At 67.6% G+C, this 24,801-nt stretch carries 21 protein-coding genes and 1 tRNA gene; 9 read left to right on the forward strand and 13 right to left on the reverse strand.

Annotated elements, in window-relative coordinates:
• Positions 1–129: 129 nt before the first annotated feature.
• Positions 130–1,056 (reverse strand): EamA family transporter, encoded by a 927-nt coding sequence (locus ACWDXS_RS28040; RefSeq protein WP_378994370.1) that lies wholly within the window; start codon positions 1,054–1,056, stop codon positions 130–132.
• Positions 1,057–1,127: 71 nt separating this feature from the next.
• Between ACWDXS_RS28040 and ACWDXS_RS28045 the strand changes: the two genes are divergently transcribed.
• Positions 1,128–2,027, forward strand: coding sequence for a LysR family transcriptional regulator (locus ACWDXS_RS28045; RefSeq protein ID WP_449970122.1), 900 nt, complete (start codon positions 1,128–1,130; stop codon positions 2,025–2,027).
• Between the two features lie 10 nt (positions 2,028–2,037).
• Here ACWDXS_RS28045 and ACWDXS_RS28050 read toward each other — a convergent pair whose 3' ends face one another.
• Together ACWDXS_RS28050 and leuA are read right to left on the reverse strand one after the other, a co-directional pair.
• On the reverse strand, positions 2,038–3,777 hold the full coding sequence (locus ACWDXS_RS28050; protein ID WP_449970125.1) for a nucleotide-binding protein: 1,740 nt from the start codon (positions 3,775–3,777) through the stop codon (positions 2,038–2,040).
• A gap of 314 nt (positions 3,778–4,091) precedes the next feature.
• A complete protein-coding gene (gene leuA / locus ACWDXS_RS28055; protein ID WP_387445928.1) occupies positions 4,092–5,888 on the reverse strand; it encodes a 2-isopropylmalate synthase in 1,797 nt (598 codons plus the stop codon).
• A 299-nt stretch (positions 5,889–6,187) separates the two neighbouring features.
• Here leuA and ACWDXS_RS28060 point away from each other — a divergent pair, with 299 nt between their 5' ends.
• From ACWDXS_RS28060 to ACWDXS_RS28070, 3 genes are all read left to right on the forward strand, one after another.
• Positions 6,188–6,955: a sulfite exporter TauE/SafE family protein gene (locus ACWDXS_RS28060; protein ID WP_378994362.1), complete on the forward strand. Its 768-nt coding sequence runs from the start codon at positions 6,188–6,190 to the stop codon at positions 6,953–6,955.
• 118 nt (positions 6,956–7,073) lie between these two features.
• The gene (locus tag ACWDXS_RS28065; RefSeq protein ID WP_449970130.1) at positions 7,074–8,684 is read left to right on the forward strand and encodes a GMC oxidoreductase; all 1,611 of its coding nucleotides are present in this window, start codon (positions 7,074–7,076) and stop codon (positions 8,682–8,684) included.
• A 117-nt stretch (positions 8,685–8,801) separates the two neighbouring features.
• Positions 8,802–9,635 carry an ion transporter gene (locus ACWDXS_RS28070; protein ID WP_378994358.1) on the forward strand — a complete coding sequence of 278 codons (834 nt, stop codon included), beginning with the start codon at positions 8,802–8,804 and terminating at the stop codon, positions 9,633–9,635.
• Here ACWDXS_RS28070 and ACWDXS_RS28075 read toward each other — a convergent pair.
• From ACWDXS_RS28075 to ACWDXS_RS28085, 3 genes are all read right to left on the reverse strand, one after another.
• Positions 9,622–10,824 (reverse strand): low temperature requirement protein A, encoded by a 1,203-nt coding sequence (locus ACWDXS_RS28075; RefSeq protein ID WP_449970134.1) that lies wholly within the window; start codon positions 10,822–10,824, stop codon positions 9,622–9,624. The two genes, ACWDXS_RS28070 and ACWDXS_RS28075, sit on opposite strands and share 14 nt — an antisense overlap.
• A gap of 76 nt (positions 10,825–10,900) precedes the next feature.
• Entirely contained in the window at positions 10,901–11,359 is a 459-nt protein-coding gene (locus ACWDXS_RS28080; protein ID WP_378994354.1) for an SRPBCC family protein, read from the reverse strand.
• Positions 11,360–11,457: 98 nt separating this feature from the next.
• Complete coding sequence (locus ACWDXS_RS28085; RefSeq protein ID WP_378994352.1) at positions 11,458–12,030, reverse strand: TetR/AcrR family transcriptional regulator; 573 nt, start codon at positions 12,028–12,030, stop codon at positions 11,458–11,460.
• A gap of 71 nt (positions 12,031–12,101) precedes the next feature.
• Between ACWDXS_RS28085 and ACWDXS_RS28090 the strand changes: the two genes are divergently transcribed.
• The 3 genes from ACWDXS_RS28090 (at position 12,102) to ACWDXS_RS28100 (ending at position 15,113) form a co-directional block, all read left to right on the forward strand.
• Positions 12,102–12,674, forward strand: a complete 573-nt coding sequence (locus ACWDXS_RS28090; protein ID WP_449970139.1) for a dihydrofolate reductase family protein — start codon at positions 12,102–12,104, stop codon at positions 12,672–12,674.
• A gap of 135 nt (positions 12,675–12,809) precedes the next feature.
• Entirely contained in the window at positions 12,810–14,075 is a 1,266-nt protein-coding gene (locus ACWDXS_RS28095) for an aspartate kinase (RefSeq protein WP_378638675.1), read from the forward strand.
• Positions 14,076–14,078: 3 nt separating this feature from the next.
• Entirely contained in the window at positions 14,079–15,113 is a 1,035-nt protein-coding gene (locus ACWDXS_RS28100; protein ID WP_449970143.1) for an aspartate-semialdehyde dehydrogenase, read from the forward strand.
• Between the two features lie 51 nt (positions 15,114–15,164).
• Here ACWDXS_RS28100 and ACWDXS_RS28105 read toward each other — a convergent pair whose 3' ends face one another.
• A complete protein-coding gene (locus ACWDXS_RS28105; RefSeq protein ID WP_449970146.1) occupies positions 15,165–15,722 on the reverse strand; it encodes a TetR/AcrR family transcriptional regulator in 558 nt (185 codons plus the stop codon).
• Positions 15,723–15,813: 91 nt separating this feature from the next.
• On the opposite strand from ACWDXS_RS28105, the gene ACWDXS_RS28110 reads away from it, so the two are divergent.
• Positions 15,814–16,221: a nuclear transport factor 2 family protein gene (locus ACWDXS_RS28110; RefSeq protein ID WP_449970148.1), complete on the forward strand. Its 408-nt coding sequence runs from the start codon at positions 15,814–15,816 to the stop codon at positions 16,219–16,221.
• Here ACWDXS_RS28110 and ACWDXS_RS28115 read toward each other — a convergent pair.
• Positions 16,218–17,561, reverse strand: coding sequence for a serine hydrolase domain-containing protein (locus ACWDXS_RS28115; protein WP_378994341.1), 1,344 nt, complete (start codon positions 17,559–17,561; stop codon positions 16,218–16,220). The genes ACWDXS_RS28110 and ACWDXS_RS28115 overlap by 4 nt on opposite strands.
• A 75-nt stretch (positions 17,562–17,636) precedes the next feature.
• A complete protein-coding gene (locus ACWDXS_RS28120; protein WP_449970152.1) occupies positions 17,637–18,875 on the reverse strand; it encodes an APC family permease in 1,239 nt (412 codons plus the stop codon).
• A 762-nt stretch (positions 18,876–19,637) separates the two neighbouring features.
• Between ACWDXS_RS28120 and ACWDXS_RS28125 the strand changes: the two genes are divergently transcribed.
• Positions 19,638–20,306, forward strand: a complete 669-nt coding sequence (locus ACWDXS_RS28125; protein WP_378994336.1) for an arsenate reductase ArsC — start codon at positions 19,638–19,640, stop codon at positions 20,304–20,306.
• On the opposite strand, the gene atzF is transcribed toward ACWDXS_RS28125, so the two are convergent.
• The 4 genes from atzF to ACWDXS_RS28145 all read right to left on the reverse strand — a co-directional run bounded on the left by atzF (position 20,263) and on the right by ACWDXS_RS28145 (position 24,786).
• Positions 20,263–21,960, reverse strand: coding sequence for an allophanate hydrolase (atzF, locus tag ACWDXS_RS28130; RefSeq protein ID WP_449970156.1), 1,698 nt, complete (start codon positions 21,958–21,960; stop codon positions 20,263–20,265). The genes ACWDXS_RS28125 and atzF overlap by 44 nt on opposite strands.
• A 10-nt stretch (positions 21,961–21,970) precedes the next feature.
• Positions 21,971–22,675 carry a GntR family transcriptional regulator gene (locus ACWDXS_RS28135; protein ID WP_449970159.1) on the reverse strand — a complete coding sequence of 235 codons (705 nt, stop codon included), beginning with the start codon at positions 22,673–22,675 and terminating at the stop codon, positions 21,971–21,973.
• 383 nt (positions 22,676–23,058) lie between these two features.
• Positions 23,059–23,132, reverse strand: a tRNA-Pro gene (locus tag ACWDXS_RS28140).
• A 67-nt stretch (positions 23,133–23,199) separates the two neighbouring features.
• Positions 23,200–24,786 (reverse strand): hypothetical protein, encoded by a 1,587-nt coding sequence (locus ACWDXS_RS28145; protein ID WP_449970162.1) that lies wholly within the window; start codon positions 24,784–24,786, stop codon positions 23,200–23,202.
• Positions 24,787–24,801 lie beyond the last annotated feature (15 nt).

A 24,801-nucleotide genomic window follows, 5' to 3' on the forward strand; every position in this document is an offset into this window, starting at 1 on the left:
CGGCGAAGACCTGGCTGTATCGACCTGTGCGTCGTTCGCGAGCTCAAAACCGACCGGTCGCACGGAAACACATCGGGCGACCGGTCACATGCTAGCCAGAGCTCGAGCGGTCGTGGGCTGAATTCGGGTTCAGGCTCGGGCCAATTCCGGGGTGGGGGCGGGCGATGGCGCCTTCGGAAGGCCCAGGCCGGTGGTTGCCGCGAAGGCGCCCGCGATCACGATCGCCCCGCCGATCAGCGCGGCCACCGACGGCTGTTCGTCGAGGACCACCCACGCCGCCGCGATGCCGACGACCGGCACGAGCAGCGACAACGGCGCCACGGTGCCCGCCGGATAGCGGCTCATCAGATAGGTCCACAGGCCCGAACCGCACACGGTCGCGAGGACGGCGATGTAGGCGACGGCGCCGAGTGCGGGCAGGCCGTCGGCGGAGAACGCGGCGCCGACCGCGCGGAAACCGGTGCCAGGCCCCTCGACAGCCATCGACAGCGCCAGCATCGGCACGACGGGAACCACCGACATCCACAGCGTCAGGTGCAGGGGGTTGTAGCCGGGGGAGTCGGCACCGGCCTGACGGGCGCCGATATTGCCGAACGCCCAGCCCAGGCCGCCCGCCAACGTCAGCAGGACCGGCAGCAGGGTGGCGTTGGCCAAGCGGTCGGCGCCGATGATGACCATGCCGAACACGGCCACCGCGAGTCCGGCGACCTGCACCGGCCGCAAGCGCTCGCGCAACAGCACCGCGCCCAGCATCACCGTGAACGGCGCCGAGGACTGCAGTACCAGTGAGGCGAGGCCGGTCGGCATGCCGGTGCGCATCGCCGTGAACAGGAACGCGAACTGCAGAATGCCGAAGCCGGTGCCGTAGAGCAGCAGCCAGCGGGTGCGCACGGCCGGACGTGGAATGAAGATCAGCACGGGGATCGCGATGACGGCGAAGCGCAGCGCGACGAAGAAAAAGGGCGGGAAGTGGTCGAGGCCGATGCGGATGGCCAGGAAGTTCAGGCCCCAGAGCACAACGACAGTCAGTCCGAGCAGGCGATCACGGGAGGTCACGCCCTTATCGTGCGGGCCGCTAAAGATCAGCACAATCGAATAAATGTGGAGGGATAACGTAGTTTTACTTCATGTTCTCGATCGAGCGACTGCGCATTCTGCGCGAGCTGGCCGACCGCGGCACAGTCGCCGCCGTCGCCGAGGTGCTGTCGATGACCCCGTCGGCGGTCTCGCAGCAGTTGAAGGTGCTGGCCAGAGAGGCCGGGGTCGCGCTGCTCGAACCGGACGGACGCCGGGTGCGGCTCACCGACGCGGGGCAGGCGCTGGTGCTCCGGGCCGACGACGTGCTCGCCGCGATGGACCGGGCCACCGCCGAGATGGCCCACTACCGGGGCTCACCGCGGGGTCAGGTGCGGGTGGCGTCGTTCCCGTCCGGTGCGGCACTGCTGTTGCCGCTCGTGCTCGCCACGCTGGCCACCAGCGGGGTCGAACTGGTCGCGGGCGACGAGGACCTCCCGCCGAGTGAGGCGTCGAAACTGCTGGCCGACTACGACATCGTGCTCACCCATCGCGACGAACGCGCGCCGTCGCTGACCGGGCCGAGATTGTCGGCTCGGGTGCTGATGCGTGAGCCCATCGATGTCGTTGTCGCACCGGATCATCCGCTGGCCGGGCGCTCGTCGGTGCGCCCGGAAGAACTCGCCGAGGAGACCTGGGTGAGCGTGCGCGGCGGGTTCCCGGTCGACGACGTACTCGAGTCCATCGCCACCGTCACCGGGGTACGGCCACGGATCGCGCAGCGGCTCAACGAGTTCCGGGTGATCGAAACGCTCGTGGTCTCCGGCTACGGCGTCGCGCTGATGCCGCGCTACGCCGTAGCCCACCCCGACTTGTCGGTGCTACCGCTGGCCGGAGTCCGCGCGGCTAGGGTCTACGAGATCATCACCCGCCCGCAGGCGCACCGCAGCCCCGCCATCGCGACGGTGCTCGACGCGTTCGAGGCCGCGGCGCGCGAGGTGATCGCGCGCTGACGGTGCTACCTCAGAACTGACCCGGCTGGTACTGCTGACCCGGGTAGGGCTGGCCCGGCTGATACGGCTGCTGCTGCTGCTGGTGCTGCTGACCGTGGTAGCTGAAGTCGTCGGCGACCATCGCGGCCAGTTCGAGCAGGGCCCGCCTGGTCGGCTTGCTGACCAGTTCGAGGTCGATCTCGGCGCCCTCGGCCAGGTGATCGTCGAACGGGACGATCTGCACGGCGCGGGTGCGGTCGAGGAACAGCTTGCGCAGCTGATCCAGGTCGACCGTGGAAGCGCCACGGCGAGAAGCGTTCACGACGACGACGGTGCGTTCGACCAGCTTGGAGTAGCCGTGGTGATCGAGCCAGTCCAGTGTCGCCGACGCGCTGCGCGCACCGTCGATCGCGGGGGAGGTGACCAGCACCAGCGAGCTCGCCATGTCCAGCACGCCCGACATCGCCGAGTGCATCAGGCCGGTGCCGCAGTCGGTGAGGATGATGTTGTAGAACGACTGCAGGATGCCGATGGCCTTGCGGTAGTCGGCCTCGCTGAAGGCCTCCGACACGGCCGGATCCTGTTCGGAGGCAAGCACTTCCAGTCGGCTCGGGGCCTGCGAGGTGTGTGCGCGGACATCCGAGTAGCGGGTGATCTGCTGGTCTTCGAGCAGATTGCGCACCGTCGAACGGGTCTGGCGCGGTACCCGGTGGGCGAGCGTGCCCAGGTCGGGGTTGGCATCGATGGCGATGACGCGGTCACCACGCTGGGATGCGAAGGTGGAGCCGAGACCGACCGTGGTGGTGGTCTTGCCGACACCGCCCTTGAGCGAGAGGATCGCGATCCGGTAATCGCCGCGCACGGGCTGGTTGACCCGTTCGCCGAGATCGCGGTAGACGACATCCGCCGCCGACTCACCCGGGTTGATCACACCGCCGGACACCTTGTGCACAGCCTTGCGCCACCCGCTGCGCGGCGACTTCCGCGCGCGCTTGAGCAGGTTCAGGTCGTTCACCGAATGGCCGGGCTGGCCCGGTGCCTGCATGTGCTGCGGCTGGAACGGCTGCTGCTGCTGGGGAGCCGGGCCGCCGCCCCACTGCTGACCCGGCGGGGGACCAGGCTGGCCGAGCTGGCCGGGGAACTGCCCGTGCTGACCGGGGAACTGTCCCTGATCGGGATGCTGGCCGGGAAACTGCCCCGGCTGTTCCGGCTGCTGACCGGGCGGCATCCCACCCTGCATCGGCTGCTGGTACATCGGCGGCGGCGGAGGCGCCCAGCTGTAGATGGGCTCGGACTGCGGGCCCTGCTCCTGGGCGGGGAACTGCTGCTGCTGTTCGGGACCGGGGTACGGCTGACCCTCCGCGCCGGGGTACTGCGGCGGCACGCCGGGCTGCGGCTGCTCGCCCGTCGCGTGCGGACCGGGGTAAGGCTGTTCGGCGCTCGGCTGACCAGGAAGCCACGGCTGCTCGCCCGGCTGACCCGGCCACGGCTGCTGCTCGGGGCCGTTCACCGGCGGCTGCCCGCCGTTGTTCTGGTACGGATCCGGCACCGAGTACGGCGCGCCCTGCGCGAACTGGCCCGGCGGCGCGAAACCGGCGGGCTGGTACACGGTCTGGTCGGCGAGGCCGGCCGCGCCGGGCTCGGCGACGGGCTGGTCACCGGTCGACGGCTCGACGGCGTCACCGGTCGGCTCGGCAGCGGTGTCGGCGGGCTCGATGTCGTCCTCGGTCGCGGTCTGCACACCGGAGGGACCGGACGCAGCTTCGGACACGTCAGCCGACGGACTCTGCAGCCACGGCGGCGAGGTCGGATTATGGTCGTTGTTGGTCACAGTTCCCCCACTTGCTCGCTGAACGAGCAGGAAAGCTCGGCGCTGAATATGCCCTAAAACGCTAACACGGAGGCAATTTTCGCGCGTCGGGGGCAGTAACTCCCATGCCCCAGAGCGAATTCGAATGCTCCCAGCTCAACCGGTATATCCGGAACGAGGCCGACCGGGCGAACCGAAGTTGTCCACAGGCCCGAGAATCTATCCACAGGCACAAAAGCGGCCGGGACCTCAGGTCCCGGCCGCCATAGAGCGAGCTACTGCGCCGCGCGGTTCACGGCCGAGACGACGGCTCGCAGCGAGGCGGTGGTGATCGAGGTGGCGATGCCGACGCCCCAGACGACCTTGTCGCCGATGGCTACCTCGACGTAAGCCGCGGCCTGGGCGTCGTCGCCCGCGGACATGGCGTGCTCGCTGTAGTCCAGGACGCGGACCTCGAAGCCCACGGTCGCGATCGCGTCGACGAACGCCGCCAGCGGGCCGTTGCCGGAACCGCTGATCTCCTGCTCGACGCCGTCGACCTTCACGGTGGCCACGATCGAGTCGACGCCGCCGTCGGTCTCGGCCGCGGTGACCTTCTGCTTGATCCGCTCGAGCGGCAGGATCGGGTTCAGGTACTCGGTGGCGAAGACGTCCCACATCTCCTTGGGCGTCACCTCGCCGCCCTCACCGTCGGTGATCGCCTGGATCGCCTGCGAGAACTCGATCTGCAGGCGACGCGGCAGCACCAGACCGTGATCGGTCTTCATGATGTAGGCCACGCCGCCCTTGCCCGACTGCGAGTTCACCCGGATCACGGCCTCGTAGGTGCGGCCGACATCCTTCGGGTCGATCGGCAGGTACGGGACCTCCCAGACGATGTCGGCCACATCGGCGCCCTGGGCGTCGGCGGCGGCCTTCATCGCGTCCAGGCCCTTGTTGATCGCGTCCTGGTGGCTGCCGGAGAAGGCGGTGTAGACCAGATCGCCGCCGTAGGGGTGACGCTCGGCGACGGCCAGCTGGTTGCAGTACTCCACCGTGCGACGGACCTCGTCGATATCGGAGAAGTTGATCTGCGGGTCGATGCCGCGCGAGAACATGTTCATGCCCAGGGTGACCAGGCAGACGTTGCCGGTGCGCTCACCGTTGCCGAACAGGCAGCCCTCGATGCGGTCGGCGCCGGCCTGGTAACCCAGCTCGGCGGCCGCGACGGCGGTGCCACGGTCGTTGTGCGGGTGCAGCGACAGCACGATCGAGTCGCGGCGGGCCAGGTTGCGGTGCATCCACTCGATCGAGTCGGCGTACACGTTCGGCGTGGCCATCTCGACGGTCGCGGGCAGGTTGATGATCAGCGGCTTGGCCGGGGTCGGCGCGATGATCTCGGAGACCGCGTCGCAGACCTCGCGGGCGTAGTCGAGCTCGGTGCCGGTGTAGGACTCCGGGCTGTACTCGTAGCGCCACTCGGTGTCGGGGTAGCGCTTCTCGATCTCCAGGCACAGCGACGCCGCGTCGGTGGCGATCTTCTTCACCGCGTCGCGCTCGGCGCGGAAGACCACGCGACGCTGCAGGATCGAGGTGGAGTTGTAGAAGTGCACGATCACGTTCGGTGCGCCCGCGCAGGCCTGGAAGGTGCGCTCGATCAGCTCGGGGCGGCACTGGGTGAGGACCTGGATGGTGACGTCGGCGGGGACCGCGCCGTCTTCGATGATCTCGCGGACGAAATCGAAGTCGGTCTGGCTCGCGGCCGGGAAACCGACCTCGATCTCCTTGTAGCCCATCCGCACCAGCAGGTCGAACATGCGGCGCTTGCGGGCCGGGCTCATCGGGTCGATCAGGGCCTGGTTGCCGTCGCGCAGGTCGACGGCGCACCACGCGGGGGCGCGATCGATGATCTTGTCCGGCCAGGTGCGGTCGGGCACCGTGATCGGCTCGACCTCTTCGGCGAAGGGGCGATACCGGAACGACGGCATCGAGGAGTTCTTCTGGGTGTTCCAGGCGGGCTGGTCGGCCGGTGCGGGTTTGCCGGGGGCCGAAATGGTGCGCGAAGCGGATACGAATGCGTCAGCCGAGGACATGCAAGTTTCTCCGTGGGTGTGATGGATTCCCGTGAATGGGAGCGGGTCGACCGGCGCGTTGGAACCCCGCGACGGGAGCCGGTCCGTATCAGGACCCGTCGCGGCGGCCGAGAAGAAGAGCCCGCTGCAGCATGATCCTCCGAGCTTACCGCGTGCCCACCCTTGCTCGTAAGCGACCCGGGCCAATTAGGTGAACCGAGTCCGCTGGCTTTCGCTCACCGGTTGACCAGTACGGTTTCCCCCATAACGCACGCTTGTACGGACCTTCGCGTCCGACGAGACGTACCAAAGGAATTCGCATGACTTGGTTACAACAGGTGGCCATCTTCGCCGCGGGCATCGCGGCGGGTGGCATCAATACGATCGTCGGATCGGGCACGCTGATCACCTTTCCCACGCTGCTCGCGTTCGGGTTGCCGCCGGTGACAGCGAATGTGTCGAACACGATCGGTCTAGTCCCCGGCTCGGTGAGCGGGGTGATCGGCTATCGGCGGGAACTGGAGGGGCAGCGGTCCCGACTGCTGCAGCTGGGCACCGCGTCGCTGCTGGGCGGCATCACCGGCGCGATCCTGCTGCTGACGATGCCCGCGGAGGCGTTCAAGGCGATCGTCCCCGTCCTCATCATCGTGGCGCTGATCCTGGTCGTCGTGCAGCCGCGACTGGCCGCGTGGGTGAAGCAGCGCAGGGCGAACGGTGCGTCGGCGGCGCCGGAACACGGCGGCCCGATTCTGCTGGTCGCGGTCTTCGCCACCGGCATCTACGGCGGCTACTTCGGGGCCGCCCAGGGCGTGCTGCTGATCGGTCTGCTCGGGGTGTTCGTGCACGAGGACATCCAGCGGCTCAACGGCGTGAAGAACGTGCTCGCGCTGATCGTCAACGGGGTGTCGGCGGTGATCTTCATCGCGATCGCGGAGGTGGATTGGCAGGTGGTCGCGTTGATCGCGGTCGGCTCGATCATCGGCGGGCAGCTCGGCGCGAAGGTCGGGCGGAAGTTACCGCCGAATGCGCTCAGAGGGGTGATCGTGGTTGTCGGCACGATCGCGGTGATCCGCCTGCTCACCAGCTGAGGTCCCACCCCGCACCACGCGTCGCCATGACATGTGACAAATACCCGTACGACCGGGCGATTGTCCGGTTTGCAAGGTATTCTTCGCGTCGGCCATGCGTGATGAGGGAGGTGGCCTGGTGCACAGACGTGCCTTTTTCAAGGCGGCGGGACTGGCGGCTGTTGCCGGTGCTGTGGGAACGACGCTGGCGAGCGTGCCCGCTTCGGCGGATCCGCGCGAGGCGATGTTCCAGTCCTGGGTGCCGGAGATCTTCGCGCCGATTCCGGACGCACCCGCCCACACGCAGGCCATCGTCATCGGATCCGGCTTCGGCGCCGCCGTGACGGCGCTGCGCCTGGCCGAGGCCGGGATCGCCAACACCGTGCTCGAGCGCGGTTCACACTGGCCCAACGACCCGTGGCGCGAGATCTTCACCGGCGACGATCTGCCCGACGGCCGCGGGTTCTGGCATCGCACCAGCTTCACCGGCGTCACCAAGGTGCCGATGAGTTTCAGCGCGTTCGGCGGGGTGCTGGATGTGACCGAATATTCCGGGCTCGACGTGTGGCGCGCCGCCGCAGTCGGTGGCGGTTCGGTGATCTTCAGCGGAGCGATGGTGGCTCCGCAACGCACACTGTTCGACCAGGTCTTCGGTGGCGTCGTCGATTACGGCGAGCTGGAAAGCGTCTACTACCCGCGGGTGCGCCAGATGCTGCGGCTCGACACGATGCCGGCCGACATCTACAACTCCTCGCCGTTCGCGCACTCGCGCGCCTGGGACGACCAGGTGCGCGCGGCCGGATACCAGCCGCTGCCCAACGACTCGATCTTCACCTGGGACGTGCTGCGCAGCGAGCTCGCGGGCACCTCCCGCGCCTCCGCCACCTCGGCCCGCTCGAACCTCGGCAACTCCAACGGCGCCAAGTTCGACCTCAACCAGAACTACCTGCGCTACGCCCGCGAGACCGGCAAGTCCCAGGTGTTCCCCGGCCACCGCGTCGACGCCATCGCCCAGGAGGCGAGCGGCCGGTTCGTGGTCGCCGTATCGAAGCTGGCCCCGACCGGTCAGGTGCTGAGCACCCGCAACCTGACCTGCGACAAGCTGTTCCTCGGCGCGGGCTCCATCGGTACTTCGGAGCTGCTGGTCCGCGCCCAGGCCACCGGCACGCTGCCCAACCTGAACGAGCACATCGGCGACGGCTTCGGCACCAACGGTGACGTGGTGCTGGCCCGCGGCGCGAGCGCTATCGCGGGCCAGGGCCAAGGTGTGCCGAGCGCCAGCCGGATCCACGACGAATCCAACGTGCCCCTCACCCTGGAGAACTGGTACATCCCCGGTATCCCGTTCGAGACCGGCGCGCTGGCCTCGCTCGGCATGGTCCTCGACCCGACCCGTGCCCGTTTCGGCTATCACACGGCGTCGGGCGGCGTCGGCCTGAACTGGTCGGCGGCCACGCAGCACGCGGTCGCCGCGGCGGCTCGCGTGGTCGACCACCGGATCGCCGAGCGCGCGGGCGCGGTCGCCGAATACGGCGCGCTGGGCTACGACGCCAACGCCCAGTTCACCGCGCACCCGCTCGGCGGCGCGGTCCTCGGCAAAGCCACCGACGCCTTCGGCCGCGTCCACGGACACCCCGGCCTCTATGTGATGGACGGTGCCGCGATTCCCGGCAGCACCGCGACGGTCAACCCGTCCCTGACCATCACCGCACTGGCGGAACGCAACATCGAGGCCGTCCTGCGCGGCTGAACACGCCACCGACCGGCGTCGGCAACTCCCCTCGCGGCGTCGGTCGACCAATTAGCGTGGGCAGCGATGTCAAGGCCGACCTACGCGGCGCCGACCGCCAGATATTCAGGAGCAACAGTGGCTTCACCGGGGATCGAACGGGTCGAGGCCCTGCCGGACGTGCGCTCGAAAACGCCGACCTTGCGTACCGACATCCTCATGCTGATCCTCGCGATCATCTCGGTGGTGCTGGTCGTGTGGATCACCTTCTTCGAGGTCAGCGGCCCGACGTACCACGCGATCGTCATCGTCGACACGTCGATCTGCGCGATCTTCCTCGTCGAGTTCATCTGGCGCTGGCGGCGGGCGGGGTGGCCGTGGTCGTTCCCGTTCATCTACTGGTACGAAGTGCTCGGCATGATCCCGGTGACCAGCCCGCTGTTCCGCAGTTTCCGGCTGCTGCGCATCGTGGTGATCTTGATCCGGCTGGGCCGGGTAGCCGACCGGGCGCTGGGGGAGCGGGTCACCGCGACGATCGTCAACCGGTTCGTCGGCACGATCGTCGACGTGATCAAGCGTCCGATGACGATCGCGATCCTCGACGAGGTCTCCAAGGTCCTGCGCGCGGGCCACTACACCCAGAACATCGCCGCCGCGCTGGAGGAGAACCACGCCGAGGTCGACCAGCTGATCATGGACCTGATCAAGAACGATCCGCAGACCGGCAAACTGCGCTACGTCCCGTTCCACGACGACATCATCCGGCTCGTCGCCGACACGGTCTACCGGATGCTGCGCCAGCTGCTCGACGACCCGCGCACCGACGAACTGGTCGCGGACATGCTGCGGGAGAACCTCGACCAGATCAACGACGCGGTGCGTGCCGGGGTGCGGGTCCCGCCCTCACACCGAGGGGCGACGCCCGCCGAGCACGGCGTGCGCCACCACCTCGGTCAGGTCAAGCGTGCCTGATCTGGTCGCGCGGCTGGGCGAAGCGCAGGGTCTCGAAGATCACCAGCACGGACAGCAGCGCGCACAGCAGGGTGAGCGAGGCGAGCGCGGGCAGGTGCGCGGCGAACGGGATGAGCGCGAACAGCAACGCGGCTACCACCAGGCGTTCGGTCGACAATGACTTGGTCGCATAGTATTTCGCGAACGTGATGCCGAGCAGGAACAGCGCGGGGCCACCGTAGAGCGCACCGAGCGGGATGCCGTACAGCGGATCGGTGAGCGTGTGGTGCGAGGAATCGCCGACGTAGTACAGCACCTTCTTCAAGCCGAGCGAGAGCCCGATGATGCCGACGATCATCGGGAAATGCCCGTACATGTAGGTGTTCTGGGCGATCTTGATCTGTCGCGCGTCCTTGGCATGGGCGAACGCGTGCTCGATCGAGATCGCGGCGACATCGAAGTACAGCCACCACAGCAGGCCGGATATGGCCAAGCCGAGCATCGAACCGAGCGTGATCGGCCAGGAGATGGGCAGTCCGGCCACTCCGATGCCGATCGAGACGATGGATTCGCCCAGCGCCACGATGATGATGAGCCCGTAGCGTTCGGAGTAGTGCTTGGCCGAGTTGAGGCGCCAGTCGGTGCCCGCCGCCCAGGTCCAGACCATGTCCCCGACGATCGCGGCGAGCCACAGCAGGATCTGGGTGAGACCGGTCGTCATCGCGGCGACGACCAGCAGTGTCGTTCCGACGGTGACCGAGCCGACCGCCCAGCGCAGCAACTGCCTGCGCAGCTGGGCATCCCCGGCGCTGATCGTCCAGAACACCACCACGTGCACCAGTCGCACGACCAGATAGGCCACCGCGAACACCAGCGGACCGAACCAGCCACCGGCCAGATCGCTGAAGGCCTCGGGAATGGTGAGCGCGGCCAGGAACGCACCGCCCATCGCGACGAACATCGCGACCCGCGTGATGCCCTCGTCGGCGCGCACCACATTGCCCAGCCACGAATACGCGATCCACAGCCACCACATCAGGGCCAGGACCAGCGTCGCACGCAGCATGTTCGCCGCGGTGGTGTCGTCGGCGGCCAGTGCGGTGACCATGGTGAACGCGAAGACGATCACCAGGTCGAAGAACAGCTCGAGCTGGGTCACCGAGTTCTCTTCGGTGACGGGCTGGAACCGGACCCGTCGATTTCCGATCATGGGGTCAATATTCGCACCCCGGGTCGCGATTCGCGGACTGAAGATCGACGACGCGGGGGTTCGGCGACGGCGCGAACTAGCCGGCCGCGAAGCCACCGACCTCTGGGTACCGCTCGGCGAAGTCGATGAAGTTCGCGACCGTCTCGTCGTGCAGTTTGCGCAGGCTTCGGTTGAACAGGATGCCCGGAATGGGCAGCGGAAGGGAGAGTTCTACGTGGTAGTCGACCTCGGTGCCCTCCGGGGTGTCGACCAGTTCGATCCAGCCGCCGCCCTTGGAACCGCGGCTGCTGTCGACCACCCGCCACTCGGACCGGTACTGCTCCCAGGAGTATTCGAGCACCTGGGCGTCGGAGTTACCCATGAAGTGGGCGGTGGCGAAAACTCGGCGCGGCCTGCCGTCGGCATCGCGCGGCCCGACCCGGACATCACTGAGCGAGGTCGACCACTCCGACATCAGGTCAACGGCCAGTAGTGCGTCCATCACTTGGTCGATCTCGGCGTCAACGGTGAATCGGATGTCGATCTTCGAGCGCATCTGTGTCTATCCTCCGAACCCCCGCAGCTTTCGCGCCCGATTGTGCACAGTGGTACCAGTGATCGTCAACACGTCTATGGTCTGGACAAATGACCGGGTCAGCTGCTTATCACACGCTCGACGGCCGTTTCGATCAGTGCCATGCTCTGCTCCTCGGTGAAGATTCCGGGCAGTGTGAGGTGTTCGACGATGAGCCAATTGAGCGCCAGATAGAGCAGTAGTACCGACTCCGCATCGCCGGGCAGGCCGGACGCCAGATGGTTGCGGACGTTGAAATCGATGTCGGCCCGGACGCGTTCGGTGAGCACCGTGCGCAGTTCGGGCCGCCGGGTTGCCTCGAGTCGTAGTTCGAGCAGCGCGAGATAGGCCTTGCGATGCGATTCGATGCGCCCGACCACCTCTTTCATCAGCGTGGTGATGTTGTCGATGTCCTTCGGGCCGTCGCTGACCAGGGCCATCGTCTCCTCGCTCGGCTGCACCACCTCGTAGAAGCGGACACCGGCCTGGGTGAGCAGTTCGTCGCGATTGGCGAAGTAGTTCGACGCGGTGCCCGCGGGGACGGCCGCCTGTTTGTCCACCGCGCGGAAGGTGAGGCCGCGGGCGCCCTCGTCGGCGAGGACCTCGATGGCCGCGTCGAGCAGGGCTTGCCGACGTTCGGGATTAGTTCGCACTTGACACCACTCCATCCGTAGTACTACGTTGAAACCACTTCAAACAGAGTACTACATCTGAGGCGGTAACCATGCGAAAGCTTGTCTACTACATCGGCGTCTCCCTGGACGGCTACATCGCGGGCTCCGGCGGCGAGGTCGACTTCTATCCGACACCGCAGAACTATGTGGAGTGGATGATGACGGAGTTTCCCGACGCCATCCCGACCCACCTGCGCGCGCAGTTCGGCATGGACCCCGACCTGCCTGCCAAGAACTGGGACACCGTGCTGATGGGGCGCGGCACCTACGTGCTGCCGGATGAGCACGTCGAGAGCCCGTTCTCGCACCTGAAGCAGTACGTCGTCTCGTCCACACTCGACCAGGCCGACCATCCCGGAGTCGAGATCGTCTCCGGTGATCCCCTCGAGCTGGTGCGCGAGCTCAAGCAGCGCGAGGGCGGCGACATCTGGCTGTGTGGCGGCGGGAAGCTGGCCGGGCAGCTGCTCGACGAGATCGACGCGATGATCATCAAGAGCTATCCGATCGTCGCGGGCGAGGGTGTCCCGGTCTTCACCGGCGTCTTCAAACCGACACAGTTCGTTCCGGTACAGCGCAAGGAATTCGACAACGGCACGCAGGTCACCTGGTTCGATCGCGCGTGAATTCCGTGGTTATCCACAGGTGACAAGCCTGTGTCGTTTTCCACAGGCAGGGCAGGTAGCAGCAAAACCGGTGGCCCGCGCCCGGTACTCTTGGTCGCTGATACCAACCTGACACTCGATCGTGAAGGACCTGCTGTGGCTCTCGTAGTTCAGAAGTACGGAGGATCCTCGGTGGCTACCGCCGAGCGGATCCGGCGCGTCGCTGAACGGATCGTGGAGACCAAGAAGCAGGGGCACGATGTAGTTGTCGTGTGCTCGGCGATGGGCGACACGACCGATGAGTTGCTCGATCTCGCGGAGCAGGTGGCCCCGGCGCCGCCTGCTCGCGAGATGGACATGCTGCTCACCTCGGGCGAGCGCATCTCGAATGCCTTGGTGGCCATGGCTATTCACACGCTCGGCGCCGAAGCTCGCTCGTTCACCGGCTCGCAGGCCGGGGTGATCACCACCGGCGCGCACGGCAACGCCAAGATCATCGACGTGACCCCGGGCCGCCTGCAGGAGGCGCTGGCCGAGGGGCAGATCGTGCTGGTGGCCGGCTTCCAGGGCGTGAGCCAGGACAGCAAGGACGTCACCACGCTGGGCCGCGGCGGCTCCGACACCACCGCCGTCGCGCTGGCCGCGGCGCTGAAAGCCGATGTCTGCGAGATCTACACCGACGTCGACGGCATCTTCTCCGCCGACCCGCGCATCGTCCCCGACGCCCAGAAGCTCGACAAGATCTCCTACGAGGAGATGCTCGAGATGGCGGCCTGCGGGTCGAAGGTGCTCATGCTGCGCTGCGTGGAGTACGCGCGCCGCTACAACGTTCCCGTTCATGTTCGGTCGTCCTACACCGACAAGATCGGCACCACTGTTTTCGGATCGATGGAGGACATTCCCGTGGAGCAGGCAATCCTGACCGGCGTCGCACACGACCGCAGCGAGGCCAAGGTGACCGTCGTCGCCCTGCCCGACGAGCCGGGCTACGCGGCCAAGGTGTTCCGCGCGGTGGCCGACGCCGAGATCAACATCGACATGGTGCTGCAGAACATCTCCAAGGTCGACACGGGCAAGACCGACATCACCTTCACCTGCCCCAAGACCGACCTGGTCCGCGCGGTGCAGAAGCTCACCGAGCGCCAGGACGAGATCGGCTTCGCCGAGATCCTCTCCGATGACCACATCGGCAAGGTCTCCCTGGTCGGCGCGGGGATGAAGTCGCACCCGGGCGTCACCGCCACCTTCTGTGAGGCGCTGGCCAACGCGGGCGTCAACATCGACCTGATCTCCACCTCGGAGATCCGGATCTCGGTGCTCGTGCGTGACACGGAACTGGATGAAGCGGTGCAGGTGTTGCACAAGGCATTCGATCTCGGCGGCGACGAAGCCGCTGTCGTCCACGGCGGAACGGGGCGTTAAGCAATGGGTGTACGTGTAGGTGTTGTCGGTGCGACCGGTCAGGTCGGCGCCGTCATGCGCAAGTTGCTCGAAGAGCGCAACTTCCCGGCCGACGAGGTGCGGTTCTTCGCCTCCTCGCGTTCGGCGGGCAAGACGCTGCCCTGGCGCGGCGGCGAGATCGTCGTCGAGGACACCGAGACGGCCGATCCGTCGGGCCTCGACATCGCGCTGTTCTCGGCCGGTGCCACCATGTCGCGTGTGCAGGCCCCGCGCTTCGCCGCGGCGGGCGTCACTGTGATCGACAATTCCTCGGCATGGCGCAAAGACCCCGATGTGCCGCTGGTGGTGTCGGAGGTCAACCCCGAGGCCACCCGCAACCTGCCCAAGGGCATCATCGCGAACCCGAACTGCACCACCATGGCCGCGATGCCGGTGCTCAAGCCGCTGCACGACGTGGCCGGTTTGCAGCGCCTGATCGTGTCGTCCTACCAGGCTGTATCCGGCTCCGGTCTGTCCGGTGTCGAGGAACTCGCCTCGCAGATCCGCGCGGTGTCCGCCGACGCGGAGCAGCTGGTGCACGACGGTTCGGCCGCCGAGTTCCCCGCGCCGAACAACTACGTCGCGCCGATCGCCTTCAACGTGATCCCGCTGGCCGGTGCGCTGGTCGACGACGGTTCCTTCGAGACCGACGAAGACCAGAAGCTGCGCAACGAGAGCCGCAAGATCCTGGGCCTGCCCGATCTGCTGGTGAGCGGCACCTGCGTGCGGGTCCCGGTCTTCACCGGGCACTCGTTGTCGATCAATGCCGAATTCGCCGAACCGATTTCGGTGCAGCAGGCCAAGGACCTGCTGGCCAAGGCGTCGGGCGTCCGTCTGGTCGACGTGCCGACCCCGCTGGCCGCCGCAGGCCAGGACGACTCCCTCGTCGGCCGCATCCGCCAGGATCCGGGCGTGCCGAGCGGTCGCGGTCTCGCGCTCTTCATCTCGGGCGACAACCTGCGAAAGGGCGCCGCGCTCAACACGATTCAGATCGCGGAGGTTCTGCTCGAGAACCGCTGATCACCCGTCGACGGCCGGGCCACCTTCGGGTGTGCCCGGCCTTTGTCGTTGTCAGGGCTCGACCCGGCGCAACCCGTCGACAATGACCGAGAAGGTGAGACGGCGCCGGCGATCGTCGGCGCCGCGGGTGGCGGCGAATCCCGCTTTCAGGATGAGCATCAGGTCGTCGACCTCCAGGTCCGGTCGGATCGCGCCCGCCTTTTGCGCCCGCACCAGCAGGATGCCGATCGCCGTACTCAGGTCGGCGGTAGGTCCTAGCGCGGCCAGCCGCTCCGAGCCGACCGCGTCGGCCAGATCGCGTTTCACGCCGTTCTCGCTACCGAGGAAGGCCAGGAATTCGAAGAAGGCGCTGCCCGCGTCGTCGGCGGTACCGAGTTCGCGCGCGTAGGCGGCGGCACGTTCGACTCGGTCGATGATCGCGGCGGTGAACAGCGCTTCCTTGGTCGGAAAATGCCGGTAGACGGTGCCCGCGCCGACGCCGGCGCGCCGGGCGATGTCGTCGAGGGGAACCGAAATCCCTTCGGCGGCAAAGGCTTCCTGGGCCGCGGCCAGCACCCGTTCGCGGTTGCGGCGGGCATCGGCGCGCAGCGGGCGTGGTTCATCGGTCACGGCTGTGATTGTATCGGCGGCCGTTGACAAGCGGGGCGAGCGTTCCGGATGATAAGCGGGTCCATCGTTCCGTTTCATCGAAAGGCTGCCGATGATCCCCACTCCGGTCCAGGTCGCCGAACGGCTCATGGCCGTTCTCCCCGCCCGCGACGCGGCCGCGTTCACCGAGTCGTTCGCCGCCGACGGCGTTTTCGAGCTGCCGTTCACGCCGCCGGGCGCACCAGCTCGGATCGAGGGCAGGGCAGCGATCCGCGCCGCACTGGAAGAGGCTTGGGCCGCCACGTCATCGGTCCGGATCCACGCGATTCATCCCCGTATCTACGCCACCGACGATCCGGAGACCGTGGTGGTCGAGACCGAGGTCGAGGTGACCAAGCCCGGGGCGGAGCGGATCCGAGTGCGCTCCGCCATCACGGTGATCCGGGTTCGGGAGGGGGAAGTGGTGCTGTTTCGCGACTACCTGGACTCGGGCCGACTCGCCGCGGCTGTGAACGGCTAGCGGATTCCCGGGGTGCGTGGGTCGTGGCCTACGCAGGCCAGGATGGCGCAGCCCGGTGGGATGCTGGCGAAGGGTGCGGCCAGGGGCTGGTTGAGGCAATCGAAGACGGTGCAGCCGGGGTAGGCGCCGGGGCCGATGCCGAATACGGCCAGCAGGATGTTGGCGTCGATGAGTTTGCCCGCGTCGAATTCCAGCGGGGGCTCCACGTACGGTTCGGCGATCGGCACCGCGGCGTCGGTGACGGCGGCGAACAGACGGCGGAAGAACTCGTGGGGCAGTTCTTCGGCGTGGGCGAGGATGCCGCTCGGGCCGTAGGCGGTCTGGTTGCCGAACGGGCCTGTCCACATCACCGTCATGTCCAGGCTCGGCAGGAAGAAGACGTTCTGCAGGCCGAGTCCGGACATGAAAAACGTGTCGGGGGGCAGGAAGTCGGGGGATTCGCTGCAATCGGCGCCCAGCCAGAACAGGTAGCCGTAGCAGCTGTTCGCCGCCGACGGTGTGCGGGCTTTGCGCAGATAGTCCGAGGAGATCACCCGGTCGGCGCCCCAGCGGCCGTCGTTCGAGACGAGCAGGCCGATCTTGGCCAGGTCGTTGGGCGGCAGCAGGAGATGGGCGTAGCCGTAGGTATGACCGGATCGGTCACTTGCCCAGTAATAGTCGCTGCGCGGGATGCCCAGCGGGTCGAACAATTCCCGCTGCGCGAACTGCTGTAGCGGTTCGCCGACGGCCAGCTCGATCACGTAGGACAGCAGATCGACATTGCGCTGGCTGTAGCTGAACGTGGTGCCGGGCGGATTGGTCAGCTGCACCGACAGCGCCTGCACCGCCGAGTGCGGGTCGATGGGGATCACCGCGGTGATGCCCTCGGACAGCACTCCCACCTGCATGCCGGAGGTCTCGGTGAGCAGGTTCTCGACGGTGATCGACCGGTGCGCCGCGTCGCCGAGTCCGGGCGGCAGGTAGCGGTCGATGGGGGCGGCGATATCGATTCTGCCTTCGTCGGAAGCGATTCCGGCCAGCATCGACACCACCGACTTGGTGACGCTCCAGACGTTCCACGGCGTATTGCCGGTCTCGTCGTTGCGCAGGCCCTCACCGACGAGACAGTTGTGCCGGAAGATCTGGACATTGAGCCGGTTGCGGGTGGCCGCGAACTGCAGTGCCGCTTCGATTTTCGCCGAATCCAGCCCCACCTGTTCGGGCTCGGCGCGCTCCAGGTCGCGACCCGAGGTCACCTCGCAGGTCGTACTCGGCGCGGCGTGCGCCGGAACGGCGAATAGGCACGCCGAGGCCAGCACCGCAGCGATCGTTCCCGCGAAAACGCCCGTGATGTGCCGCATGCGGGCGAGAGTAGCCCGTGCCGCGCACCGTAACCCGTATAGCGTGGCCGCTGAATCCCCTAATCACAGGCATGTTCACTTCCCCGCAACACTGCGAATCCCGTAGACCCCCGCGCCGGCCGCGAGGACCGTGAGTCCGGCCAGCACCGACTCGATCGGCAACGCGAACCCGACCACCACGCAACCCGCCGCTCCGAGCACCGGAACCCAGCGCTGCGGCCTGCCCTCGGCGGCGGTCAGCGTGGCCGCGGACAGGTTGGCGACGAGGTAATAGGCGAGCACGGCGAACGAGGAGAACCCGATCGCCGCGCGCAGATCCACCGTCGCCGCGAGCACCGCGACCACCACACCCACCGCGAGCTCGGCCCGATGCGGCACCGCGTATTTCGGATGGATCATCGCCAGTGCCCGCGGCAGATGCCCGTCGCGCGCCATCGCCAGTGCGGTCCGCGAGACCCCCAGGACCAACGCCATCAGCGAACCCGCCGCCGCCAGCACCGCACCCACCCGAACCACCGGCGCCAGCCATCCCGCCCCGGCCGCCTCGACCACCTGCGCGAGCGGATCACGCGCGGCCGCCAGCCCACCCGACCCCAACGTCAGCAACGCGGCCACCGCCACCAGCGCGTACACCGCCAATGCCACTGCCAGCGCCAGCATGATCGCCCGCGGAATGGTCCGCTCCGGCGCACGCACCTCCTCGCCGAGCGTGGCGATCCGCGCGTACCCGGCGAACGCGAAGAACAACAACCCCGCCGCCTGCAACACCCCGTACGGCCCGATCTCCTGGTCGAGAACCGATGCCCCCGAATGACTCCCACCGACTCCCACCACGACAACCGCCGCCAGCACCGCCAGCACCACGCCCACGATCACCCGCGAAGCCAGCGCGGACTTCTGCACCCCCACATAGTTGATCCCCGTCACCGCCACCACGGCCCCCACCGCCACCGCGTGCGCCTGCTCAGGCCACGCGTAACTCCCCACCGTCAACGCCATCGCCGCGCACGACGCCGTCTTGCCGACCACGAACCCCCACCCCGCCAGATACCCCCAGAACGCCCCCAGCCGTTCTCGCCCGTACACATACGTCCCCCCGGACACCGGATACAACGCAGCCAATCGCGCCGACGACATCGCATTGCAATAGGCGATAACCGCGGCCACCCCCAAGGCCACCAGCAACCAGGACCCACTCACCCCCGCCGCAGGGCCCAACGCCGCGAACACCCCGGCCCCCACCATCGCCCCCAACCCCACCACTACTGAATCCCCCAGCCCCAGCCCCCGCCGCAACTGCCCATCCGAAGTCATGCACCCATCCTCGAGCACGCGCGCGTGGCCCGCGACCCGGATACGGCAAACGCCGCCAGGTCGATGAGGGTGACCTGGCGGCGTTCGAGTCGATGGGCCGCCTCGAGGACGGCCCGTCAGGGTGCCGACGCCCCACAAGCGCCTCTCGGCGGGTGGTCGCTCGTAGCGACAAATGGGGTGAGGCCCGGGGCTGTTCGGACGTCGACAGTGAGTCCAACCGCTGCTGCCGGTGAACTATTCCGGCGGCTCGATGTGATCCACACAACGGCACGAGGCAGGTACGGCGATACGCGTACCTGCCTCGTCTCATGGGTGGGCGAAGGGCCTGATTCCGGGCTCTCTCGTGGACGGTGTCAGGGGATCAGAAGTTGCTGAACCAGTACAGAAGGCTTGCCAGCAACCAGACGATCGCGGTTTCCATGGTCGATCTCCTTGCGTCGGTACTTCTATCATCGCCGAAAACCCGACTTCGCCGACAAGTTGTTCTTAAGAAGCTCTAGAGACCGACACCGCATTGTTGCTTCAGACACCGGAACAACCGGGTCCGATCGGTCTCGAGGGGTGATCGGTCGGACCCGGCGGTGCAGACCAGAAGGTGGCTCTTCCAGACGCTGAAGACGCACTGCCGACGGTAACCACACCGACGGGCTGGGCCGAAGATGTTCCACGTTGTGTCGGTGAGTACGCGTGCCGGGCCGGTCGATCGAGGGGTGATCGGCCCGGGCGTTTGCGTATGGCCCGGATTCGGGTAAGTGTTGGGGGGTGGTCGAAATAGCGGAGCACTCCGACGCGCTCGACCGTGCCGAGGCGCGGCTGCGCGAAGAATTCGCGACGATGTTCGAGCTGGAGACGATCCATCGTTTCCTGCATTCCTCCTACGAGAATTTCGCTGCTCGGGCGACAGTGACCCTGTACTTACCGCTGCTGGCCGAGCGGTTCGGGCGCCAACGGTTGCAGGCGCTGGCCAAGATCGAGGGCAAGGTGGCCCGGCCGCGTCCGACGGTGCTGTTCCTGTGTACCCACAACGCGGGCCGGTCGCAGATGGCGCTCGGATTCTTCGAAGAGCTGGCGCTGGGCCGAGCGGTGGCCTGGTCGGGCGGGTCGGTGCCGAGTGGGCAGCTCAATCCGGCCGCGGTGGCGGTGATGGCGGAGGTCGACATCGACATCTCACGCGAGTATCCGAAACCGTGGACCGATGAGATCATCCGTGCCGCCGATGTGATCGTCACGATGGGCTGCGGTGATACCTGTCCGCTGGTGCCCGGGGTGCGCTACGTGGAGTGGATCATCGATGATCCGGCCGGCCTCGAGACCGAGCAGGTGCGGCCCATCCGCGACGACATCGGTCATCGCGTGACGGGCCTGCTCGCCGAGCTCGGCATCGACGTCACCGATCCCGTAGATACGCCACCCAGCTCCCGTACCGCGTGATGTCGGTGGCGGAGACGGCGGCGTCGTAGCTGCACGCGAAGCCGACCACCGCGCGCCCGTCGGAGAGATCGATACTGGTCAGGGCCATCGGCGGCGGTAGTTCGGCGAGGAATCGGCCGAGGCCCGCGGGGGAGACGAGGAACAGTTCGCCGAGGATCGGTGCGCCTTGTCCCTCACCGTGGCGGACCAGTCCGGGTTTGGCCGGGGTGGTGTCGAGGGCGGTCAGGCGATAGGCGTCGGAGGTGGCGATCTCGCCGGCGAAGCGGGCGCCGAGTTGTTCGAGTTGCCAGTGCAGCGGTTGGCCGCGCAGGTGGGCGCCGAACACGGCAAGGGGCACACCGGTTTCCACGAGCAGCGGCGCCGGGGTGCCGAGGATGCGCGCGGCGAGGTCGACCGCCGATTGGTCGGCGAACGCGGGGACTGCGATCGTGACGCCGAACGGCAGGTTGTCGGTGGTGGGCTTGCCGGGGATCGCGACGGCGGCGAGATCGAGGAGGTTGCAGAAATTCGTGTAGGTGCCCAGTCGGCGGTTGATCGCGAGCGGGTCGGCTTCCACTTCGGCGATCGACGGGTGTTCGGTGGTGGTGGGGAGTAGGAGGCCGTCGAAGCCGGTGAGCAGCGTTGTCGCGGTGGTGCGGGCTCGGGCCAGCGCGTCCAAGTCCTGCGCGAACGTGTGCGCGTCGAGTGCTCGTGCGGCGCTGATTATTCCGGCGACAGTGCGGTCGAGACCCGGTGCGCCCTTGTCGACGAACTCGCCGACCGCCGCGTACCGCTCGGCGACTATCGCGCCGTCGTAGAGCAGTCGGGCCGCGTCGAGAAGTGGCGAGATATCGATTTCGGTGAGGCGCAGGCCGTGATCACGCAGGGCCGCGACCGTTTCCGTGAACGCCGTTCGGTAGGCCGGGCTCAGCGGTTCGAGGTCTTCGGGCCGGGGGATGGCGATCTCGGGCTCGGCGGATGCCGCCATGCGGATGTCGGCGGGCCATTCGCGGCTGCGTGGGTCGCGAGAGTCCTTGCCCGCCATCGTCTTCACGGCGGTGACCGCCAGGTCCAGGTCGGCGGCGAAAATGGTGACCGCGTCATAGTCGGCGCAGGCGGGGACGACGCCGTGGGTGGGGATCACGCCGAGCGTGGCCTTGATGCCGACGATACCGTGCAGTGCGGCGGGTACGCGTCCCGAACCCGCTGTGTCGGTGCCGATGGCCAGGTCGGCGATGCCGAGCGCGACCGCCGCCGCGGAACCGGAACTCGAACCGCCGGAGATCAATTCGGGATGAAGAGCGTTGCGGACGGCGCCGTAGGGGCTGCGCGTGCCGACGAGCCCGGTGGCGAACTGGTCGAGGTTGGTCTTGCCGAGCACCAGTGCGCCCGCCGCGACCAGCCGCTGCACCGACGACGCAGTTTCCGTTGCCTCGTAAGCGAATTCAGGACAGGCGGCGGTGGTGGGCAAGCCGGCCACGTCGACGTTGTCTTTCACCGCGAGGAGCAGGCCCGCCAGCGGCAGCTGCTCGCCCGCGGCGACACGGCGTTCCAGGTCGACGGCTTCGGTCGTCAGCACCTCCTGGGAGCGCAGCGTGATCCAGACCTCGGGCCGATCCACCTCGGCGATTCGTGCGTAGGCGGCGGCGACCCGTGCGGTCGGGGTGGCAGACATAAACGCTCCTCTATTCACTCAGCGACATGGCGGCGACAGCACGCGAGATCCGCTCGAGCACCACATCCAGCGAATCGCCGATGTGGGTGTGCAAGAGCTGCTGGGCCAGTGTGAGATCACCGGCGAGGACGGCGTCGAGAATGCCGAGGTGCTCGCTGATCGTGGTCTCGATGCGGTTGTTGATCATGAAGTCGTACATGCGGACATGCCGGATCCGGGAGTTCACCGCCACCAGGGCGCGCACCATCTCGGCATTGCCCGCCGCGGTCAGCAGGGCGACGTGGAATTCCTCGTCGACGACGACGAAACCCGGCTCCTGGGCGGGCGGGTCGGCCTGTAGCGCCAGCCACTTCTGCCGCTCGGCGTGGAGCAGCGCGGTGTCGTGGGCGATCCGCGGATCCGCTCGTACCCGCGTCATGCCACCCAGTTCCAGGGTCAGCCGCAGCTCGTAGAGATCGCGAATCCGCGCCACACTCGGCCGCACCGGACTGAACCCGAACTCCTCGCGCTGCAACAGCCCGTCCGAGCAGAGCATGGTGAGTGCTTCCCGAACCGGCGTGCGGGAGATTCCGAACCTGGTCGACAGTTTGGGTTCGGTGAGCCGCTCCCCGAACCGGATGTCCCCGTTCATCAACTCCCCCCGCAACGTCGAGTACACGACGTCGCGCAACGGCCTTCCCGAGCCCTCGGCTGGTGCATCCACCCTTGTCGACATGGGTGTATACGCTATCGACCGCGAATTTCTATCAAGTGACAGAAAGTAAGCGGCAGGTTATCCCTTGCTCACACCGACACTCTCACCACGGGCAACCTCGCGTGGGGAGAACTTCTCAACCAACCCCGAACACGCAGGCAACCCCGTTCGCCATGGAGGCGCCCACACTCGACCACGAGCCCACCGCCGCGCTCCCACTCCGCTCACCCCGGAAGGGCGACCCCCATGTGCCCCACCATCCTGGCCCTCATCCTCAGCCTGATCTCCCTCACGGCCCTCACCATCTGCTGGCCGAACCCCCTCGACCGCAAACCCCCACAGACAAGCGAAGAGCCCCTGACCAGTGAACTGGTCAGGGGCTCTTCTGTGTCTCAACCAACACGTCGGGGTGACAGGATTTGAACCTGCGACCTCTTCGTCCCGAACGAAGCGCGCTACCAAGCTGCGCCACACCCCGTGAGGCGAACCTGAAGTAGCTTACAACGTGGGGTCGTGAAACGTTAAATTGGCTGGTCAGATGGGGGTTAGTCGAGGGATCTGATGGAGCTGAAGATGCGCTTGGCCTCGGCGGCGTCGATGGCGCCGGGAACGCCGGTGTCGGCGATCATGACCATGACGAAGCTGCCGTCCTTGGCGCCCTTGAAGGCGTAGGTGTAGACGGAGTAGGTGCCGGCGCAGCCGGGTTTGGGGGCGGGGACGGTGCCGGTGGTCTCGGTGAACATGCCCTCGGTTTTGCCGTCGATCGACTTCAGTGGCTGGGCGGGGCCGGGGGTGCCTTTCGAGCCCTGGTAGGCGAGGGGTGCGGCTTTGGTGCCGAGTTCGGCGCCCGCCGCGGCGTTGTCGGCGTTCTTGGAGCCGGTGAGCAGCGACATGGTGCGGGTGGAGTTCGGGCAGTAGTCGCGGCCGTCGGAGGCGTAGCCCTTGCCGATCACCGAGTCGCCCGGGGGTTCACCGACGCCGCCGATGGTGGTTTCGGTGGCGACCTTCCAGCCTGCCGGGACGTCGTAGGCGGCGCCACGGTCCGGGGAGGCGACTACCTGGTAGCCCTCGATCAGGGGTTTGCGATTCGATGCGGCGCCCGAGGGGGAGGGGGTGGTGGTGCTGGGTTTGGGCTTGCTCGAGGAGGCCGGTGCCGGGGTGGTGGACAGGGCGCTGACCATCGAAGGAGCGCCGCCCGCGGTGGTCGTCGGTGCGTCGTCGCCGCGGGTGAGCGCGACCGCGGTGATCGTGCCGCCGACCAGAAGTAGCGCCGCCACACCTGCCGCGGCCCAGATCGCGGCCTTGTTCCCGGATTTCTGGTTGGGCGGGAGCGGCTGGCCGTACGGCTGGATGCCCTGGTGATCCAGCGGGGGGATTTCGCCGTATTGCTGCGGTGCCTGCTGCTGCCAGCCTGGTGCGCCGACTCTGGTCGGGTCTGCCTGCCCGGCCGGCGTGCCCCACTGCTGCTGACCGGGCGGATTCGCCGGGGCGCCCCACTGGTGCTGCGCACCGGCCGAGGGACCGCCCCACTGCTGACCGGGAGGTACCGGCGCGCCCCACTGACCCGGAGGCTGTTGTCCGGCAGGCGGATTCATGCCCGGTTGCCACTGCTGATTCGAACCAGGGTGTCCGCCAGGAAAATTGGCGCCGGGAGTTACCGGTCCGCCCGGCTGCGGGGCCTCGGGGTGCCACTGCTGGCCAGGTTGTCCGGCGGGTGTATTCATGCCGGGCTGCCAAGGCTGATTCGAACCCGGCTGGCCCACAGGCGGATTCGCCCCGGGCCAGGGTGCCGGCTGGCGCAGTTGGGTGGGGTCGGCCTGTCCCGGCTGCGGAACCTGCTGTCCCGCAGCGGGATTACCGGAATCCTGCCAATCCTGCGGACCCGCCGGCGCCCACTGCGTGGGTTCGGGAAGCCCGGGTGGTGGCCCGGAGCCGTCCCAGCGCAGGGTCGGAGGGAGACCGGTGCTGCCCGGCGTCCACACCGCGGTGGGATCTGGTGCGCCCGGATTCGGCTGTTCCGCAGCCGGATCCGGCGAACCGGGCCGCTGCCACTGCTGGTCGGGCTGGTTCGGTGCGCCGGGCCCGCCGAATACGGTCGGGTCGTCGCGCCTGTCGTCGGATCCACTGCTCACGGTCGTCTCCTGATG

This window comes from Nocardia sp. NPDC003183 (genome assembly GCF_053590715.1).